Source organism: Clostridioides sp. GD02377 (assembly GCF_045899875.1).
GTDB classification, from domain to species: domain Bacteria; phylum Bacillota; class Clostridia; order Peptostreptococcales; family Peptostreptococcaceae; genus Clostridioides; species Clostridioides difficile_A.
Genome location: NZ_JBJODA010000003.1, coordinates 13,040 through 32,048 on the forward strand (window position 1 = coordinate 13,040; position 19,009 = coordinate 32,048).

Below are 19,009 nucleotides of genomic sequence, written 5' to 3' on the forward strand. Positions count from 1 at the left end.
TTTTTTTAACACTTGTTTCAAAAAATTAACATTACTTTCAAAATATTTTATATATATTTGTATTTATATATTTTTGTTATACTTTTTCCATAAAGACGTACGACTTATTCCAAGAACTTGTGCCACTTCATTTTTAGAGAGTCCTTGAGCAAAAAGCATGTTTATTATTTTTTCTTCAACATACTTATTTACCTCTTTTATGTCTATACACACCTTACCATCGTTTATCTTACTTATATCTACAACTTCATCTTGAACTTCTACACTGGCTGTCGTTTCAGAATTAAATTTGTCTATTTCAGAACTAGGTGCTACCTTTTGAGTTTTAAAATCTCGTTCTTTTCTCAATTTAATTTTTCCTGTTACAACATATTTCTGGGCTATTGTTTTTAATTCTCTAACATTTCCAGGCCAACTGTAATTATACAGTTTATCAATTTCATCTTTAGTTAAAACAAAATTTTCATCTATGCTATTTATTCCATTAAGACCATCGTCCTTTAATACTTCATTTACAAAGTTATTAAATAGTGGTATTATATCCTCTCTTCTATCTCTTAGAGGAGGAATATTTATCTCCAAACTACTTAATCTATAAAACAAGTCAGCTCTAAATGTTCCCATAACTATTTTTTCAGTTAATGATTCATTTGTTGCTGCTATGATTCTTATATCTAAAGGTATTATATAGTCAGAACCAATTCTCATTATTTGGCGTTCTTCTATTACTCTTAATAGTTTTGTCTGAATATTAAAAGATAAACTATTTATTTCATCTAAAAAAAGTGTTCCTCCATGTGCAAGCTCAAATAGACCTCTTTTTCCACCTTTTCTGGCACCAGTAAATGCACCTTCTTCATATCCAAAAAGTTCACTTTCAAGCAAATTCTCTGCTATAGTAGCACAGTTTATTGCAACGAAAGGTCTGTCTTTCCTTCTACTTATATTATGTATACTATGAGCTATAATTTCTTTACCAGACCCACTTTCTCCATATAGTAGAGTTGTATAATCACTTTTTCCAATTTTTTTAGCTTCTTCAATAAATTCTTTAGTTAATTTATCTTTAAATAAAAAATCATCAAAAGTATATCTAGCATAAAGACCTTTTTGATTTAAATCAAATCTTATTTTTCTTTCTAAGTTTTGTAGTTTAGTTATATCTTGTATTATTCCCAAAACTCCATAAGTGCTATTATCTACTTTTATTAATGTAGTTCTAGTATTAACAATTAAATTATTTATATTTCTTATCTTTCTATCTTCTACATCATTTTTTTCATGTAAACAGTCTAACATCCACTCCATTTTGGGGAATACATCTAATATATATTTATTGAGTGCACATCTTCTTTCTACTTTAAGCATGTTTTTTGCACTTTCATTGTACAAAATTATACTACCATTACTGTCTATCGCAATTACTCCATCTTTTATACCATCAAGTATATTTCTTAAAACTTCATTATTAAATTTTTCTTCACCTAATGTATCTAATAATTTCTTACAGTACTCAACAGCTTCTCTTATAGATTCATCACTAGCAGTTGCAAATACACTATCAATGCCATATTGTCTTGCAAAAGAACAAGCTAGACCTCCACCTACTATTACAACTTCGTCTTTTTGGTCTATATACTTTACAACTTTACTTCTTATCTCATATTTAGATTCAAACCATTCCTCAGTTATCTCAGTACTTATTACATTTCTCCAGCCAACATAATCAAAAGAAACTTCATTATCTCCAAGAATCAATACCACTTTTTTAGAATATCTCTTTGCTATTTCTATTGCTCTTAAGAGGTCAGTCGATTTCATATTCATAGGTATAACAGGTACACTTACTGTATCTATTACTAAACTATAACCTCCACCTCTACCAATTATAGCTTGAGCACCTTTTTCAACAAGTATACGTCCTTGATTTTCCATTAAGTCTAAATTGAGTATGTCAATTATTATAGTTCCATTTTCTACATCTTCTTTATATAATTCTTCTATTCTTTCTTTTAATTCAATATCAGAGGCTATAATTCCTATTTTTTTTCGCAACAAAATCACCTCAATTTTAAATTATAATGTATTGATTTCTACCTGCTTTTTTTGATTTATATAGGTTCTTATCTGCATCTTCAATTAATACTTCAGCATCTTTTCTGCTACGACACCTTTTTATACTTACTCCAGCACTTATAGTTATATAGTTTTTTACTTTAGAATACATATGTTCAATACCTTCAAATTCTAGAAGTTTAAAAACTCTTTTAATATATAATTCTATATTATCAATTTCTTCAATATCTACTGATTTTATAGAATCTACTAATATTAAAATTTCTTCGCCTCCGTATCTAATTATGTGTTCAGTAATGTCTATAAATACATTTCTTATAATATCAGTTACCTTTGTTATAACTTTATCTCCTGCTAAATGACCATAGTTATCATTATAACTCTTAAAATAATCTATATCTACCAATATCGCGACCATATTTTTTTCTCTAGTTCCATTAAATGAATCTAATTGTTCCTCTAAATATCTTCTATTATATAGTTGAGTAAGTCCATCTTTTAATATATCATTTTCTAATTTTTTATTATTATCTACAAGTGCTCTTAAACTTTCTTGTTTTTGCCTAAGTTCATATTGTTTATGAATTCCTTGAGATGTTTTATAGGAATTATTTTTTTCCCATTTGTCAGAATACCAATCCATACTTTTATAGTATTCTATCGCTAGTTTAAAATCTTTTTTTAGTTCATATCCATTTGCTATTAGACCATAAAATATAGACATTTTCTTAGGATTTAATGAGCTTTTTTTAACCAAGTTTAAGCCTTTTAGATAACAGCTTATACCTTCATCTATATTACCAAATTTTATATATAAATCTCCATACAATTTATATATATAATCTAGTTTGGAATTATATATAAAAACATCTCCAAAACTTTTATATATATTTTTTGATAAAATCAAATAGGCGTTTACTTTTTCAAAATTACAATCACTTTTCTTTAACTCAATTTCAGCTGAATATAAAAATATAAATGAGTATAAATAATCCTTATACACACCTTCAACAGCTTTCATCAACTTTATAGCTTTTACTAGAACATCTTCTGCTTCTTTATTCATATCTTCCTTTAAATAGGCCCATATAAGGTCTATTTTTATGGCTACTCTTTCAGTTAGTGATATTGAGTTATTGTTGTGTGCAACGTCTAGTACATTTTTTATGTATTTTATGGCTTCTATATTATTTCCACTTTCTAAATAACACAAGCTTATTATACATTTACAAAAAGCTTCTATAGAATACAAGTTATTCTCTTGAGCCAACCTTAGGCATTCAATTAGATACTCCATGCTCTTTATAAAGTTATTAAATAAATAAAGATAAACTCTTCCAAATATATAATTTGCTCTACTTACAAGGACTTTATTTTTTAAATTTTTAAAAAAAGATACTTCCTCTACTAAAGATATTACATCCGTTTTAGTCTTATATAATGCACTTATTTCTACACATAAACTCATATTAAACAAGACTAATAGCTCGTTTAAGTGGTTTTGTTTTATGCTTTTTTTTGCTAAAAAATAAAAGTTATTTGCCTTATCATATTTTCTTATAGAAATAGCTGATAGTGTAAGATAAATATAAATCTTAGATATTATCTCTGCATTCTCTTTTGATGGCAATTTTTTAATGTCTTTTAATGAATCCAGCAGATATTTGTATGATGCTTCTCTATCTTTTTTTATATAGTTTATGAGACTAATTAAATATAAAACATAAACTCTATTCTTAACTTCTATTTTTGTATTTAAAAGTTCTTTGTGATAATCCAAGATGTAGTTTAAATCTGTCAAATTCAGATAGAATTTAGTCAACATATCATATTCTATCTTTTTTATATTTCTCTTTAAATCTTCTATTAAACACCCTTTCAAATGAATCACCAATCCTATTTAAATAGTTAAAAATTTTTAAAATCATGATAATGCAAACATCGATTTCTACCACTTTGTTTGGCTTTATACAAGGCTTTATCCGCATTTCCAATTATCTCACTTATATCTATACTACTATTTTTACATGTATCAATACCAATACTAATTGTCAAGTTATTGTTTAAAATTTTTTTTACACTTCTACATAACTTTCTTCCAAAGATTTTACTTTTTTTATAATCTTTACATATAGATAGTATCAAAAATTCTTCTCCACCATACCTTATTATAAGCATGTCTTTTTTTAGATATTTTTTTATTATTGTTGTTATGTTTTTAAGAGCAATATCTCCATTATAATGTCCATAGGTATCATTATAGTTTTTAAAGTAATCTACATCTATCATGAATGCCGTACTGTATTCGCTGACTTCTTGTCCTTCTAAAAAATTATTTAGAAAAACTCTATTATATGCACTTGTCAAATGGTCAATATATTTTTTCTTATCTAAATCAGTCTTTACTTTTCTCATGTTATTTATTTCTTTTTCAACATATTCGTACCTATAATTTAAAGAATCTATATAATTTCTATTTCTAGCTTTTACATACATCATTTTTAACTCATAATACATTTTAAAGTATTTCATACTCATTTCATAATCTTGAATCATTTCAAAACACATATATATATTCTTATATGCTAGTCTTACATAATTATAATTTTTAGCATTTTTAGATTTATCAAGTAGTTTTTTACTTGTATCTAATGCACTATTATAATCTCCAAAACAATAATATATCTTTACTTGATGATAAACTACTTCCAAATCATACAGTATATATTCTTCTTCACTTTTTATAATACTTAAGATATCTTTAGCTCTATCTAAATAACAGATTGACTGTTCAAATGAATTTTCATTACTTTTTGCATAATACATAGCTAAATTTATAAATAATCCAAACTTCTCAGTTTCTTTTAAATTATTATTTTTAATTTTTTCTAAGTATACTTCAGATTTTGCTAAATTATTTATTGCTTCAGGATAGTTTTTAGTTTTTATTAATATCTTAGTTATATTATTTGATGCTCTATATTTTTGTATTGTATCTACATTTATATATTTTTTATTACTTATTACTTCATTAAAATAGTCTATCGAGCCTTCATGATTTTCAAATGAACACTCACATTCACCTATTTTTATATTACATAATGAAGATACGTCCATATCCTTTAATAAATTTGCATATTTTCTTGCCTGTAAAAAATTTACTTTAGCAACTATAGCATCATCTAAAAACAAAAAATATATTTTACCAACAATAAAAAAATATATTTTTTTACAATTAAAATCGTTAATTTCTTTTACCTTTATATATAAATCTTCTATTTCTTTAATTATTATAGAAGATTCTATGCACTTACTTGCCTTAATATAAATCAGTTGTGATTTGAAAATAATCTCTTCAACCGAACAATTATTATCGTTACAAATAACATTAAATTTATCTATATGTAAATTTGCCTTATTTATATTTTCATTTTTTAAACTTAAAATAGCTATTTGTGAATAAAACCTCGCTAGAAATTTATAATCTTTAGGTAAGTATTTATCAATATATTTATAGGAAATCAAAATATACTCTTTCATTTTTTCACTAATCCCTTGAACACCATATAATAAAGCCAGCAAAAAATTTGATTTTAATAACATCAAACTATTTTGTTCAGTTTTATAGCAATCGATTGAATTCTTTACTACATCAATGTTATTTTCAATAAAATCATTATTATTCAATAATCTTTCATTCAAGGTTAACCTAAACATTAAATCTAAAATTGTATCATCTATCTCTTCCAAACATTTAATATATATTGTAACTCACCTCCGACTTACATTATCTCATAAAATTAGTAATTTTCCATACTATTTGATAAAAAAGTCGGTGTCTCAATTTAGAAATTTCTCCTAAATTAAGACATACTTTACATTAAACTATACAATTTTCTATCTGAACTATATAATCCTGACAATTTTCGCAAATTATCACGCTCACAATATAACTATTATCAACTTTATTTGCTCTTGATAATTTATTAAAAGATAATCCCTTATAGTCACTAGATATGTTACTTATTACATATTTTCCATCTTTACTGAAAATATAAAAATGATATTCTAAGAAAGGGAAGAATTTTTTCTTTTCTTTAACACCTTCCAAACATAATGGACATGCTTCTTGATAATATTCTATGTCAAAATCAACTTCTTCTGTTTCATTAAGTATATCAATTATTTTTGAAACAGTTATTCCTTGAATTGGATTTTCTTCATCATTTATTAAAGCACTACAATTCTCTTCTTTTAACAAATATTCCTTCTCATCATATATAAACTTATATAAACTCATATTATATCCTCCTTATAATTATTAATCTCCAAGTTATTCTACCACTTAAATAACCTTAATAAAAGTAATTGTTTATAATATCTCCAATTAATTAAATCTTGTATACATATATCGTCATACATTTACATTAATCAATTGTCTCAAAATCCAAGTTTACGCTTTAAATATCCAGTTTTTCAAAACCTATTGTCAAAACTTACTTTAGCTATTAATATAAGGATATAAATATAGAACTGCATAGATGTGACACGCTCAAATATTTTATATGATACGATTTAGTATCTAAATTTATATATTGTATATAGGGGGAGATATATATGTATAAAGATAAAAGTGATGAATGTATACACTTAATGACTGCCTACATTGATAGTATAAGTGGATATTATTCTTTTATTGACACACAGTTAGATGATTTTATGGTTAGATATGGAGAAAATATTGTTGATTCAAATTTACACAGTATAATGATGTTGCTCTGTAAATGGGGATTAGCGTAGCATTTTGAGAAACTTTTTTGTATATTGTATTCTATATTATATATTCATTAATAAAAAAAGGATTGACATAAATTTAAGGACTATAGATAGATTTTCAAAAAAATCTATCTATAGTCCTTTTAAAGTTTCTCAAAATGTATACTTGAACAAACACCATTTATTTTTCTATAATTAACTTAGTTCATATGCTATACTTTAAGTATCTACAACAATAAAAAATATCTAATATGTATTATATAGTTTAACTCATCATAATATCATTTCTACACTTACAATTAAGATATTTTCAATATAGTACTACTCAATTTTAATATTATGAAAAGGAGAGTTTTTATATGAATTATAATGAATTGTTAAAATCAGCTAGAGAGAACTTTAATGGAACATGTAAAGTCTGTAAAATTTGTAATGGATTAGCTTGTGCTGGAAATGTTCCTGGCATGGGAGGCAAAGGAAGTGGTTCATCTTTTATTGAAAATAGAAAGAGTCTAGAAAAAATAAAGATAAATATGAGAGTAATACATAATGTTTCAAACCCAGATACTTCTATAGAATTATTTGGTAGAAAAATGAGTTCTCCTATATTTGCTGCACCTGTATCAGGTACTATATTAAATATGGGTGGTAAAGTTTCTGAAAAAGAATACATAGAACCTGTCGTTAGAGGCTGTTCCAATTCTGGAATTTATGCTATGGTTGGTGATACCAATGTGGATACTTTTTTATTGAATAATTTAGATGTATTAAAAGATAATGATGGAAATGGAATTGTATTTATAAAGCCTTGGAAAAATTCAAAGATAATAGAAAAAATTAGATTATCTGAAGAAGCAGGTGCTTTTGCGGTTGGTGTAGACCTTGATGCTTGTGGATTGATTAACAATCAACTTCAAGAGAATCCTTTTTCTCCTAAGACGATTAGTGAGATTAGAGAATTGGTTGAATCTACTAGATTACCTTTTATTATAAAAGGAATTATGACTGTGGATGATGCTTTGATGGCTGTAGAGTCTGGAGCCAGTGCTATTATTGTTTCAAACCATGGAGGAAGAGTACTTGATTATACTCCTGGTACTTGTGAGGTACTTCCAGATATAGCTAAGGCTGTAAAAGGAAAGATAACAATACTTGCTGATGGTGGTGTTAGGACTGGTGTTGATGTAGTTAAGATGCTTGGTTTGGGTGCTGATGCTGTTTTGATGGGAAGACCTTTTGTTACTGCTTCTTTTGGTGGTGGTATTGATGGTGTTGAGTTTTTTATAGAGAAGGTTAGGAATGAGTTATGTGAGACTATGATTTTGACTGGTTGTCAAGAGATTAAGGATATTGATAGTAGGGTTATATGGAAGTGATTGTAATATAGTTAAAACTTCATTTAAATCTTAGACATAATAATATTTATTTTTATAAGTTATTAATTAATATATTTTATGAAAAAGGTTGTCGCCCTATTTCTTACTTAGTGCGACAACCGTTTTTTAGTAGCGTTCTCCTGCAGCTTGCCAAGTAGCCTTTCCAACAACACCATCTTTTGTTACACCAAGTCTTCCTTGTAATACTTTTACTTGATTGTATGTTTCATTTCCGAACTTACTATCAGGAACAATATCAGAACCATTTATTTGTTGGCATAAAAGTTGCACTAAATGTACAGGATTACCTTTTTCTATATGTCCATATCCTACTACAGTAGTATTTATATTTACACTATAGCTTATAGGTCCAGTAACATCAAAACGATTTAAGTCTTTTTTATATCTAACAATAAATGCTCTTGGTTCAATATTATAATCCTCTATATTTATATTATATGTGTCTATAAATTTTTCATTAATAAAGATTGGATCATCTTTAGATGGATTTATATTCAATTCTTCACATTTTTTTTCATAATCAGATTTTATAGATTGTGGTGCATTTTCATAAGTGAATTCATAACCAGTTATTGTAAATGAATTTGTTGTTTGCTCTTCATTACTTTTTAATACATTTACATCATTGTTAGTATTTGCAAATACTAAACTAGTAGATATTAGTGTTAAACACCCTGTAACTACCAAAATTTTCTTTAGATCTTTCATTTCAAAAGTCCTCCTAATTTGTTTTAATAATGTAGAAATTTATTTATTTGGATACATAATTTTCATATTATAATCATGTTCTTCTCTAAGGTTTGCTCCTGATTTTTCTAAAATCCCTATATTTCTTAAAGAAGTTGGATTATTAAAGCTAATACTTTCAAAATCAAAATATGTAACTGAAAATAATGTAAACAAAATCAATAATAACAATAGTCCATTTCTGCCTTTCTTCTTAACAATACCATCAAGTCTCTTTTCTAAATTTGTCTTATTAAATTCAGTTGTCAAAATCCCACTATTATAATTCTTACTCAATTTAATTGACTTTATAAGTGCTAATGCATACTCTTTCTTATCTCTTAGAGAACAGTCTTCCAAAACACTTTCATCACAACATAATTCACAATCTAGATTTACTTTATTGCTCATTATATAAACAAGTGGATTAAACCAATATATTATTTTGACAGACAACACTGCAAACTTTATCAAAATATCCTTGTTCTTAAAATGCATTAATTCATGTTTTAAAATCCAAGTCAACTCATCCTTACTATAAGGATAATCTGGCAAGAATATATATGACTTAAATAATCCCATACCTGCTGGACTTATCAATTCATCAGAACCTCTTAACTCAATTTTCTTTTTTATATTTAATTCTTTCAACAAATTTTTATAGATACAGTTTACATCATTATCTTCAATGTCATAAGATACATCAACAACAAGATTTTTAAATTTTGTATACTTTACAAAGGTATAAACTGCAATGACTATGGTTACAAGTATCCATAAATAAGATAAATACAGCATAATATTATTACCCATAGAAATGTCAGTAACTCCATTACCTATTACATTTCTCTTAGGCTCTTTTACTTCATACATTATTGTATAATTAAATAGAAAAAGTAGCATTCTAAAAACTATTATCAACCAAATATAATAATTGAATCTCTTACTAAACTTCTTAAACACATATCTTTTCAAAAATAATAATAGACAAATACCAAGACTACATATAATAGTTGTCTGTATAAGATTGTCAAAGATATACAACATATAATTATTCATCCTTTAAATTATCAAAATAACTTTCTAAAAAATCCAGCTTATCTCTGCCTAAATTTTCATCCTCATGTAATGCTGAAATTAAACTTGTAAAAGAATCATCATGTATATTGCTTAGGAAATCCTTTGTCTCAAAGCTTAAATATTCTTTATGTTTTACCACTATTGTGTAATGTGTATATCTGTCTATTTTTTGAGCATCTAAGAATCCTCTTTTTACTAGCCTTGATAAAAGTGTCAGTGTTGTTGTTTGTTTCCAGCCATATTCTTGTTCCATTGCTTCAATAACATCTTTTGATGTCACTGTAGCATCTACTCTCCAAATAAATTTCATTACTTTTAGTTCTGCTTGTGGTATTTTTTTTATCATTATTTACACCTCCCCCAAAACTCCCGCTAACATAATTCTACAACACGTGAATTTTTTAGTCAAACAATTTATGAAAAAAATGTGAATTTTTGTATTTTTTGTTAATTTTCTAATTTTTATACCATATTAAAAGTTAGATTTAGAAATATACTTTTCTAAATATTTTACTTTTTATATGTTTAATTACAATAATGTATAGTAATTTTTTTATACTAAATTTTTTTCATAAGAATGTCTATATTTGCACACAAAGGATATTATAATACTTTTTTTAAAAATAAACTAGACTAATCAATGAATAAATTCTAATGATATCTTTACTGTGCCTTTATTACATACATATATCTGTTTTATATTGATTATTTTTCAATAAAAAAGATATCTAGATTTTAAAATTCTTATAATAATTACTATTTTTCAATATCAATTTATTTATGAACCTTAATAATTGAAAGTATAATACTATTAAAAAATTTAGCTTTTGTAAAATATGATATAATTTTAAATAAACAAAACTGGAGGTTAATAGTGATTATAAAAGTGAGTTTTGGTGGAGATTACAATCCTGATTACATAAAAGTACCTAATGACATTAATTTGAAAAAATACGAAATTAGACGTAAATTCTATAATTGGATTGATAATACAGAAGAAGAACATCCTTTCTGGGAATATGAAAATGGACTTAGAATTGGATTAAATTATAGAGGAAATGCAATTGTTTATTGGCTAAATAATTATATTCTAAAAAATGCTAAGTGTAAGTCAAGGTTAATTGAAAGTTTCTCTAACAAAAGTCTAGATTATGATTTAATGATAAAGTTATAGAATATAATATATGATTTAGATTTTCAAACATATCTACTTAAATTAATTACATACCTCATTGAGTAAATTTATTTAGAGTTATATCTTTTTAAAGATGTAAAATTTAAAAAGATATAGTAAAAAACCCTTAAAATACTTTGATTTATTATTTTAAGGGCTTTTATTATATTATAAATTTTTATTTTCTATCTATAAAATCTAATTATTTATAAAGTGTTTTAAATTTATAACTTTTCTTTGCTATCTCATAATATAAACATAAATGTCCCCTAGCTTCATAATTATCCATATTAATACTTAATTTATCTATTGCTTTTTAACACTTTTAATATTACACAATTCCTTTGAAATTTCTTCAAATCTTTCATCAGATATGCCAAGCTTTTTCTTAAACTTTTCATCATTCATTCTTTCAACAATTACTTTATCTGGAGATAATTCCTGAATAATACTCTTTATCTTATCAATAGACTTATCATCATCATTATATCCCTTGATAACTGTTACATCTAAAATAAATGTTCCTCTATACTGTCTATTAAATAAAATCATATTTGAAATATATTCATCTAGAATATATCCTACAATTGGTCTTTGAATTTTCTGAAAATCTTCTTCTGATATTGTTTTTATCTCTCCAACAACTTCATCACACATATTAGCTATTTTTATATATTCAGCTTTACCAAATAAATACCCATTAGAAAGTAATCGTACAGACACTTTTTTTCTCTTTATTAATTCAATAATATCGTAAATTTTATCATTCAATAGAGCCTCTCCTTTTGAATTAATAAAAACCAATTCTACTCCATTCTTTTCTATCATACTTTCTAATTCTTTCAATGAGTCATTCATATTTTCAAAAGATTGTGGTGTATCTACTTTATTATATGACCTTCCAATAGGACAAAATATACAATCAAAATTACAGTACTTTTCAGGAAGTATATTGACTTCTAATATTTTTCTACCATCCTCAATATAGATGTCTTTATAGCTAAAACTACTCATCACTATATCATCTCCAAATTAATTTATTAATACTTCTTTATTATTAGTATCTAAAATTGAAATTTTACATGTACCACCTAAATTTTCTTGAACCGTTTTAGCTAAGTCACTTAAAGCATTTTCAAACTCTTCAAATCTACTTTCATCCACCAATTCAATACATAAAAAGGCATTGTTTGTACTTTCAGTAAGCATTGTTCTTATTGCTTCACGCCAATTCCAACACCTACAAATTGCTCCTTCATCATCTTTATAGACTACTTCACCTTCATATGGAGGTGTATTTTCATCTGCTCCCAATGGAATAAATTCCTCATTTCCAACTGCTTTAGTTAACCTAATATCCCCTATAAATTTGTCTATATCTTCTCCTCCACAAGGTAGCGCATATTTTAGTGAGATAGAATTATAAATATCCACTAAAGGGTTGATAGTTCCTATGTTATTTCCATTATATACTCTTTTTAATAGTGCCTCAATAGATGACCTTGCTCCTTTTTTCGTTTTAAATTTTTTAAATGCGTCTCTCCATACTTTAATTACTTGATTATTACTAAACTCTGAATCTTTTAAGTATTTTAATGCCTCTTCTTCTCCCTTCAAAATCATTTTTTTATATTCTTTATTTCTTATATAGTTGTCTATATTATTACAAATAACAACTCCAATCTTAGCACTGGGAAATAGATTCCAGAACTCATCCTCAATAATAAATCTCTTCACTAGAATACCTCCTAAAATTTAAAATATATAAAACAAAAAAGCCTAGAGAAATATTATTAAATATCTCCCAGGCTTTTATCCTTCCGTGTACACAATAATCGTGCGTTTTCTCTTGGACCTGACCATTATAAAATGCGGAACCCTAGAAAACTAAAATATTTTTTTGTTTTATAAAATACAAGTAAATTTTAGCATAATATAATATTTAAAACAATACTACATTCTACATTTTATACAATAAAACAATTGCCACCAAATTACAACTTTGGTGGCAATATGGTGGCAAAACAGTTTTTTATTATATATCACTAGACTGAAAACACTAAAATCACTAGATTTTATATTTTCTTAATCAATTTCCGACTTAAAAGGAGTGTCATCAGCTTTAGCTATTCTATATTCCTTATCAGTTATATAACCAAGCTCATGCATCTTATACAATACAATTAATTGTCTCTTTTTAGCCTCTCCATGGTCAATATACCTTGCAGGATTATTTGTCATACCAGCCAACATAGCACATTCAGATAAATTTAACTCACTAACTTTTTTACCAAAATACACTTCAGCTCCCTTTGCAGCTCCATATGCATTTTTACCTAAATACATATTATTTAAATAAGCTTCAAGAATTTCATCCTTACTCATAATCTTATTCATCTGCTTAGCATTGTACATATCCCTTATTTTTCGTTTCATAGTTTTATCATCACTAGTAAGCAGATTTTTTGAAACTTGCATATCTATAGTACTTCCACCTTGTGTTGTATCTGTAAATACATTATTGAGTACTGACCTAGTTAAAGAAATAACATCTACTCCTTTATGCTTGTAAAATCTCTCATCTTCTATAGAAACTATAGCATGCTTTAAGTCATTTGGCATTTGCTTTATGCTTACAACTTCACTACTTATATATTTAGACCTAATTAATTTTTTAGTGACTTCAGGTGACCCTTTTATAGCCGAAACTGTAAATATTGCACCTGCTACTGAAAGTATAATCAGAGCAACTAGCATAATAGATAACAATGCTCTAGCTATCTTAATCCTTTTTTGTTTTTTTCTTTTTTTACTTTTTAGCTTTTTCTCTCTTTGCTTATAATCAACTCTTCTTCTTTCTCTTTGATTGTAATCTGTATTTAAAGGTCTTACATTATCTCTTGTAAAACTATCTCTTTCTCTTTTTATAAGATTCTGTGAATCTACTTTTTCACTCATTCTTTTACTAGAGCTTGTCTTAGAAGTTTTATTTTTTTTATTTGTTGAAGTATAAGAATGTTTAGATTTTTTATTACTATCTTTACTATTATTTACTTTTTTACGTCTTATTTTATTATTATCATCATCATCGTAATAACCCATTTTAGTCTCCCTTCTTTATACTAAGGTACATTATACATTGTTCTACAAAATAAATCAAAGAACAAAATTGTAAGTTTAAGGGTCAATTTTATAAAGGATATTTTCACTAATTTTCTCTATATTTAAGATTAATATTCATCTTTTATTTTCAAAAATAGTTTTGCAGTTGCTAAAGTGTCACTGTCAGCTCTATGAGCATTTATATTCTCTATATTGTAATAAGCACAAGCTGTTTCAAGCTTCTTATTTTTTCCTTTATAACTTTTACATTTTTTTAATAATTCTAGTGTACATATATAATTGTTTATTGGTTCTAAATCTAATATTCTAAGATAGTAATTTAAAAACTTTAAATCAAACTTCGCATTGTGTGCAATTATAGTTCTATTTCCTATGTATTTTCTAAATCTAGGTAAAACCAATTCTAGAGGCTCTTCATTTTCTACCATTTCATTACTTATATGTGTCAATTCTGTTATAAATGAAGAAATTATACCTTTAGGTTTTATCAATCTTGAGTAGTTTTTTACAATTTCGTCATTTTTTATTTCTGTTATTCCTATTTCTATTATTTCATAACCTTTATATGGATCTAAGCCTGTAGTTTCTAAATCCACAACTACATATTCATTCATATCTCTTCTCCTTATTATCAAATGGATATATTTATATTCTATATTTATGTAATAGACTAATCAATACTTAATTTTATACCATATAGAAAGATTTTACAAATTACAACATATATATATTATTTTTCCATTATAAATAAAGATTATTTTTTTATAATCGCTAAATTTTCACTTTATTATTATTTAATCTATTTCGATAAATATTATTTATCTCCTTATTGTTTAAATCTTTAAGGTCTAAATTTTTACATTGTTCATCATCTTCCCATATTCCTGCCTGTTTATTTCCATCATTTTTATATAATATACCTTTACCATTTTTCTTATTATCTAAAAAATATCCCTTATAAATATCATTATTTGGATATGTCAATTTTCCCAAACCATTTTTTAATCCATATTTAAATTCTCCTGTATATATTGAGCCATCTCTATAAGTATACTTTCCTATTCCATGCATCTTATCATCTTTCCATAATCCTTCATATCTTTCATTACTTGAAAAAACATATATTCCAAATCCATTTTTCTTTCCATCAACAAACTCACCTTTATACAGATCTCCATTGTCATATTTGAATACTTTTTCTTCTTTTAATTTTTTATTACTATTGTTGCTCTTAGTTTTGTTGATATTATTAATTTTTATATGTACATCTTCTCTTCTCGTTTCAATCAAATCTCTATCATACCTAAATCCTTTTTTCAATTTATTTTTCTGATTAACTTTTTTCTTATTAATAAATACTCTTGCTAGTTGAATAAATATAAATGCAGACGATAAACATATAAATACACATAGTATCGTTCTAAAATAGCTAGTTATACTTTCCATAATAAATCACCCTTTAAAAATTTATTTAAAATACCTAATACAATATATATTTTTATTAAGTGATATTTATACTTTTATAATAATATATTGAATAAAATTAATATTAAAGTTATTTGTGTTAAAATAAGGTCACTATAAAATTAATAAATTGAGCTTCTAATTAACATAAAACTATTTATAAAGCATATTTAACTATTTCAAATAAACTTTTTTATCTAGATAACTGATTTTCTATGAGCAAATAAAAAAATGAACCCTATCAAATAGAGTTCATTTTTTTAATATATTTATTCTTTTACAAGAACTTTTATAATTTCTGAAATATACATAGTGTGATAATCCTTATTTGGATACCACTTTTTATCATTTTCTTTAGCATCGAAATTTTCTGGTGGCATAGTATCATGATACAATTTCTTACATACCATAATCATATTAGCTTCTTCAAAAGCTACAGTATCACCTACAAAATATGGTGTAAGTCCTGCTTTTTCTACTTTATCTATATCTCTACCAGAAATAGTTCCACAGATATTTAAAGCCTCTCTATAAGTTTCATCAAAAAATGCAATTGTAAATGTATCATTATTATCTACAAATTCCTTTGTATATCTCTGTGGTCTTATGTAAGTTGTAACAACGTTTTTACTCCAGTATACTCCGACACCACCCCAGCTAGCAGTCATTGTGTTAAATTTTTCTGAATCACCAGCTGTTATTAGCAACCATTCTTTACCAATCTTAGTAAATGGATTAAACTGTAATTCCTCAATTTTCACTTCTTTAAAGCTCATGACTTCATCCTACCCTTCATCTTTTAATATATAAACTAATAGTTAAATTTTTGAATATATCTACTCTTATAATACTTTTTTTAATTGTCTTACATATTCATGTAAATTATAATACAACAAATCAATTACTTTCGCAAGAAATAGTTTCTATATTTTATAACAGTAAAATATCACTAAAATATATTAATTATAAAACAGATACTATATTTCTTAAACTAAAAAAATGTAGAAAGTATACATCCTTTCCACATTTTTTATTATTTTATATATTTTTATATCAATTTAGTTCTATCTAACTTTAATCTTATAAAAAATTATCATAGTCATCAAATTTTATTATATTATATATAATTTCCTATACCTTGTTAACAGCATCTAAATTATTATCTTTATTGATATATATTTTTTCATTACATAAATCTTCATCAAACATTTTTATTATATTTTCTACTTCATACTTATACTCATCTTCATGCACTCTATAAAGCATTAAATCTTCTAGCAAATCTTTCATATCAAAATATACATCTTCTAATAAGTAAAAATAACCTTCTTCTATATCTTTCAGTTTATCTATAGTATCAAATTTCTTGCTTATATCTTTCATAACCTCTAAATTTTGTATATTTATATTTATGATTGTTAATAAGTACATTCTCACAGTTTTTATTATTTCGATAGAAAAATCTACAATATTATAATTTCCTTCTTTATTATACAGAGATTCCTTAAATTTATTAAAACAAGTATCTAAGTCACAATTTATGTCGTTAAATGGTGGTCTTATTATATCTCGTATTATCAAAAGATTTTGTATATCAATATTATTTGTTATTGCTTCATCCAAAACAAATAAATTATATGCGTCATTTAATGGGTCATGAGCATCTCCACTAAATTCTAAATTTGCAAATTCAAGTAAGTTTTTTAATGATATGTAGTTCATACATCTCATACCACAATTTATATATTTTTCTTTTATATCTATAAATAAATCCCTAATATTATTTACAAATCTTGGATGATTATTCTTCTTAGAACTTCTCATATCAGTATTATTAAAACATGTCAAATCTAAATTGCCAAAAGTATATATTCCTTCAATGTCAGAAAATATGCCTAACCATTTTTTAAACTTTCTCATGACCTCTTCATAGCTTGGTGCATTCTTCAATTCTTCTGAAGATATATGTGTTAATTCCTGTATATGAGGATACAATTCTTCATTACTTACTGGCTTTATTAAAGATTTAAATTTATCAATATTTTTTGTCTTTTCATCATACATAACTGCTCCAATTGCAATTATATCAGAATTTAATACTGCCCTCTTTGATTTAGAATTTGGCATATTCATTTCAAAGTCTACATATACTCTTTTCAATATAAACACCCTTTCCAATTGTTTATAGTGATTCTTTTTAATTATTTTTATTCAAAATCTTCTAAGAAAGAATGTTTCTCCCCATTTTGTTGCCAACCAAGTATTGAATCAAGATTTACATTTTCTGCTGCCTTAAATATAGATTTCTCTACATTTTTAAAATTTGGCTCTAAACTTTTTATTAAGTCTTTTATTTCATATCTCTTGTTTCCTGTTTTTTTAGCTGCAACCATACATGCACAATTTAGTGGCCATATACCACTATTTTGAATAAATCTTATAATATGCTCTTCTCTTATATAATAAAGTGGTCTTATGATTTTTATACCTTCAAAATTAGTAGAATTAAGTTTAGGAAGCATTGTTTTAAAATTACCAGCACACAATAAATTAAGCATTGTTGTCTCTATTACATCATCATAATGATGACCTAATGCAAGCTTATTACATCCTAACTCTTCTGCCTTTGAATATAATGCTCCTCTTCTCATTCTTGCACACATATAACATGGATAATCTTTTGCTATTTCATCTGCTATTTCAAATATTCTTGAATCAAATAAATGTATTGGTATATTTAGGTACTCACAATTATCTATAAGTAATTGTCTTATATTTGCATGATATCCAGGGTCCATAGCAATAAACTCAACATCGAAATTAACTTGTCCATGTCTTTTTAACTCCTGAAACATTTTAGCCATAAGGATACTGTCTTTTCCACCAGAAATTGCTACAGCTATCTTATCCCCTTCTTCAACTAATTTGTAATCTCTTATTGCTTTCATAAACTTTGACCATAAATTTTTTCTATATTTTTTTATTATACTTTTTTCTATATCTCTTACTGGAAGTCTTTCCTCAAAAGGAACTATAATTTCACAGCCTTTTCCTGATAGCTCACTCATTTAATCACCTCATATATTTATGTTAATAATATTTTACAAAAAAGTCTACCTTCATCTATAAAATACTATAATTTTCACTTTAATTTCAACAAATAATTTATAATTTTCAATAACACATAAACTTA

General features: G+C 25.5%; 18 protein-coding genes and 1 riboswitch. Of the genes, 3 read left to right on the top strand and 15 right to left on the bottom strand.

The window, feature by feature from the left end; translation table 11 throughout:
* Positions 1 to 63 precede the first annotated feature (63 nt).
* The 4 genes from Q3304_RS03055 to Q3304_RS03070 all read right to left on the bottom strand — a co-directional run bounded on the left by Q3304_RS03055 (position 64) and on the right by Q3304_RS03070 (position 6,376).
* Complete coding sequence (locus Q3304_RS03055; RefSeq protein WP_187130395.1) at positions 64 to 2,064, bottom strand: sigma 54-interacting transcriptional regulator; 2,001 nt, start codon at positions 2,062 to 2,064, stop codon at positions 64 to 66.
* A gap of 7 nt (positions 2,065 to 2,071) precedes the next feature.
* Positions 2,072 to 3,901 carry a diguanylate cyclase gene (locus Q3304_RS03060; RefSeq protein ID WP_407814183.1) on the bottom strand — a complete coding sequence of 610 codons (1,830 nt, stop codon included), beginning with the start codon at positions 3,899 to 3,901 and terminating at the stop codon, positions 2,072 to 2,074.
* Between the two features lie 83 nt (positions 3,902 to 3,984).
* Positions 3,985 to 5,826: a diguanylate cyclase gene (locus tag Q3304_RS03065; RefSeq protein WP_407814179.1), complete on the bottom strand. Its 1,842-nt coding sequence runs from the start codon at positions 5,824 to 5,826 to the stop codon at positions 3,985 to 3,987.
* Positions 5,827 to 5,956: 130 nt separating this feature from the next.
* Positions 5,957 to 6,376 carry a DUF3785 domain-containing protein gene (locus tag Q3304_RS03070; protein ID WP_407814178.1) on the bottom strand — a complete coding sequence of 140 codons (420 nt, stop codon included), beginning with the start codon at positions 6,374 to 6,376 and terminating at the stop codon, positions 5,957 to 5,959.
* A gap of 317 nt (positions 6,377 to 6,693) precedes the next feature.
* Between Q3304_RS03070 and Q3304_RS03075 the strand changes: the two genes are divergently transcribed.
* On the top strand, positions 6,694 to 6,876 hold the full coding sequence (locus tag Q3304_RS03075; RefSeq protein WP_021385205.1) for a hypothetical protein: 183 nt from the start codon (positions 6,694 to 6,696) through the stop codon (positions 6,874 to 6,876).
* Between the two features lie 335 nt (positions 6,877 to 7,211).
* Positions 7,212 to 8,228 carry an alpha-hydroxy-acid oxidizing protein gene (locus Q3304_RS03080; protein WP_407814177.1) on the top strand — a complete coding sequence of 339 codons (1,017 nt, stop codon included), beginning with the start codon at positions 7,212 to 7,214 and terminating at the stop codon, positions 8,226 to 8,228.
* Positions 8,229 to 8,354: 126 nt separating this feature from the next.
* Here the strand turns inward: Q3304_RS03080 and Q3304_RS03085 are convergent, their stop codons facing one another.
* The 3 genes from Q3304_RS03085 to Q3304_RS03095 are packed head-to-tail and all read right to left on the bottom strand — an operon-like array spanning position 8,355 to position 10,401.
* Positions 8,355 to 8,957, bottom strand: coding sequence for a peptidoglycan-binding domain-containing protein (locus Q3304_RS03085; protein ID WP_407814176.1), 603 nt, complete (start codon positions 8,955 to 8,957; stop codon positions 8,355 to 8,357).
* 39 nt (positions 8,958 to 8,996) lie between these two features.
* On the bottom strand, positions 8,997 to 10,034 hold the full coding sequence (locus Q3304_RS03090) for a M56 family metallopeptidase (protein WP_407814175.1): 1,038 nt from the start codon (positions 10,032 to 10,034) through the stop codon (positions 8,997 to 8,999).
* Entirely contained in the window at positions 10,027 to 10,401 is a 375-nt protein-coding gene (locus tag Q3304_RS03095; RefSeq protein ID WP_079770229.1) for a BlaI/MecI/CopY family transcriptional regulator, read from the bottom strand. Before Q3304_RS03095 ends, Q3304_RS03090 begins: the two co-directional genes overlap by 8 nt.
* A gap of 528 nt (positions 10,402 to 10,929) precedes the next feature.
* On the opposite strand from Q3304_RS03095, the gene Q3304_RS03100 reads away from it, so the two are divergent.
* Positions 10,930 to 11,229 carry a hypothetical protein gene (locus Q3304_RS03100; protein WP_407814174.1) on the top strand — a complete coding sequence of 100 codons (300 nt, stop codon included), beginning with the start codon at positions 10,930 to 10,932 and terminating at the stop codon, positions 11,227 to 11,229.
* 306 nt (positions 11,230 to 11,535) lie between these two features.
* Here the strand turns inward: Q3304_RS03100 and Q3304_RS03105 are convergent, their stop codons facing one another.
* The 8 genes from Q3304_RS03105 to Q3304_RS03140 form a co-directional block, all read right to left on the bottom strand.
* Positions 11,536 to 12,243, bottom strand: coding sequence for a radical SAM protein (locus Q3304_RS03105; RefSeq protein WP_407814173.1), 708 nt, complete (start codon positions 12,241 to 12,243; stop codon positions 11,536 to 11,538).
* Positions 12,244 to 12,261: 18 nt separating this feature from the next.
* Entirely contained in the window at positions 12,262 to 12,966 is a 705-nt protein-coding gene (locus Q3304_RS03110) for a B3/4 domain-containing protein (protein WP_407814172.1), read from the bottom strand.
* Between the two features lie 62 nt (positions 12,967 to 13,028).
* Positions 13,029 to 13,123: riboswitch (guanidine-I (ykkC/yxkD leader) on the bottom strand.
* 191 nt (positions 13,124 to 13,314) lie between these two features.
* Positions 13,315 to 14,331, bottom strand: coding sequence for a biosynthetic peptidoglycan transglycosylase (locus Q3304_RS03115; protein ID WP_054270989.1), 1,017 nt, complete (start codon positions 14,329 to 14,331; stop codon positions 13,315 to 13,317).
* Positions 14,332 to 14,459: 128 nt separating this feature from the next.
* Positions 14,460 to 14,966, bottom strand: coding sequence for a PolC-type DNA polymerase III (locus Q3304_RS03120; protein WP_407814171.1), 507 nt, complete (start codon positions 14,964 to 14,966; stop codon positions 14,460 to 14,462).
* Between the two features lie 157 nt (positions 14,967 to 15,123).
* Positions 15,124 to 15,798, bottom strand: a complete 675-nt coding sequence (locus Q3304_RS03125) for an MORN repeat-containing protein (RefSeq protein ID WP_054277155.1) — start codon at positions 15,796 to 15,798, stop codon at positions 15,124 to 15,126.
* Between the two features lie 287 nt (positions 15,799 to 16,085).
* Positions 16,086 to 16,592: a flavin reductase gene (locus Q3304_RS03130; RefSeq protein WP_407814170.1), complete on the bottom strand. Its 507-nt coding sequence runs from the start codon at positions 16,590 to 16,592 to the stop codon at positions 16,086 to 16,088.
* Between the two features lie 355 nt (positions 16,593 to 16,947).
* On the bottom strand, positions 16,948 to 17,976 hold the full coding sequence (locus Q3304_RS03135) for an exonuclease domain-containing protein (protein WP_407814169.1): 1,029 nt from the start codon (positions 17,974 to 17,976) through the stop codon (positions 16,948 to 16,950).
* Positions 17,977 to 18,023: 47 nt separating this feature from the next.
* On the bottom strand, positions 18,024 to 18,884 hold the full coding sequence (locus Q3304_RS03140; RefSeq protein ID WP_021385277.1) for an ATP-binding protein: 861 nt from the start codon (positions 18,882 to 18,884) through the stop codon (positions 18,024 to 18,026).
* Positions 18,885 to 19,009: the final 125 nt, after the last annotated feature.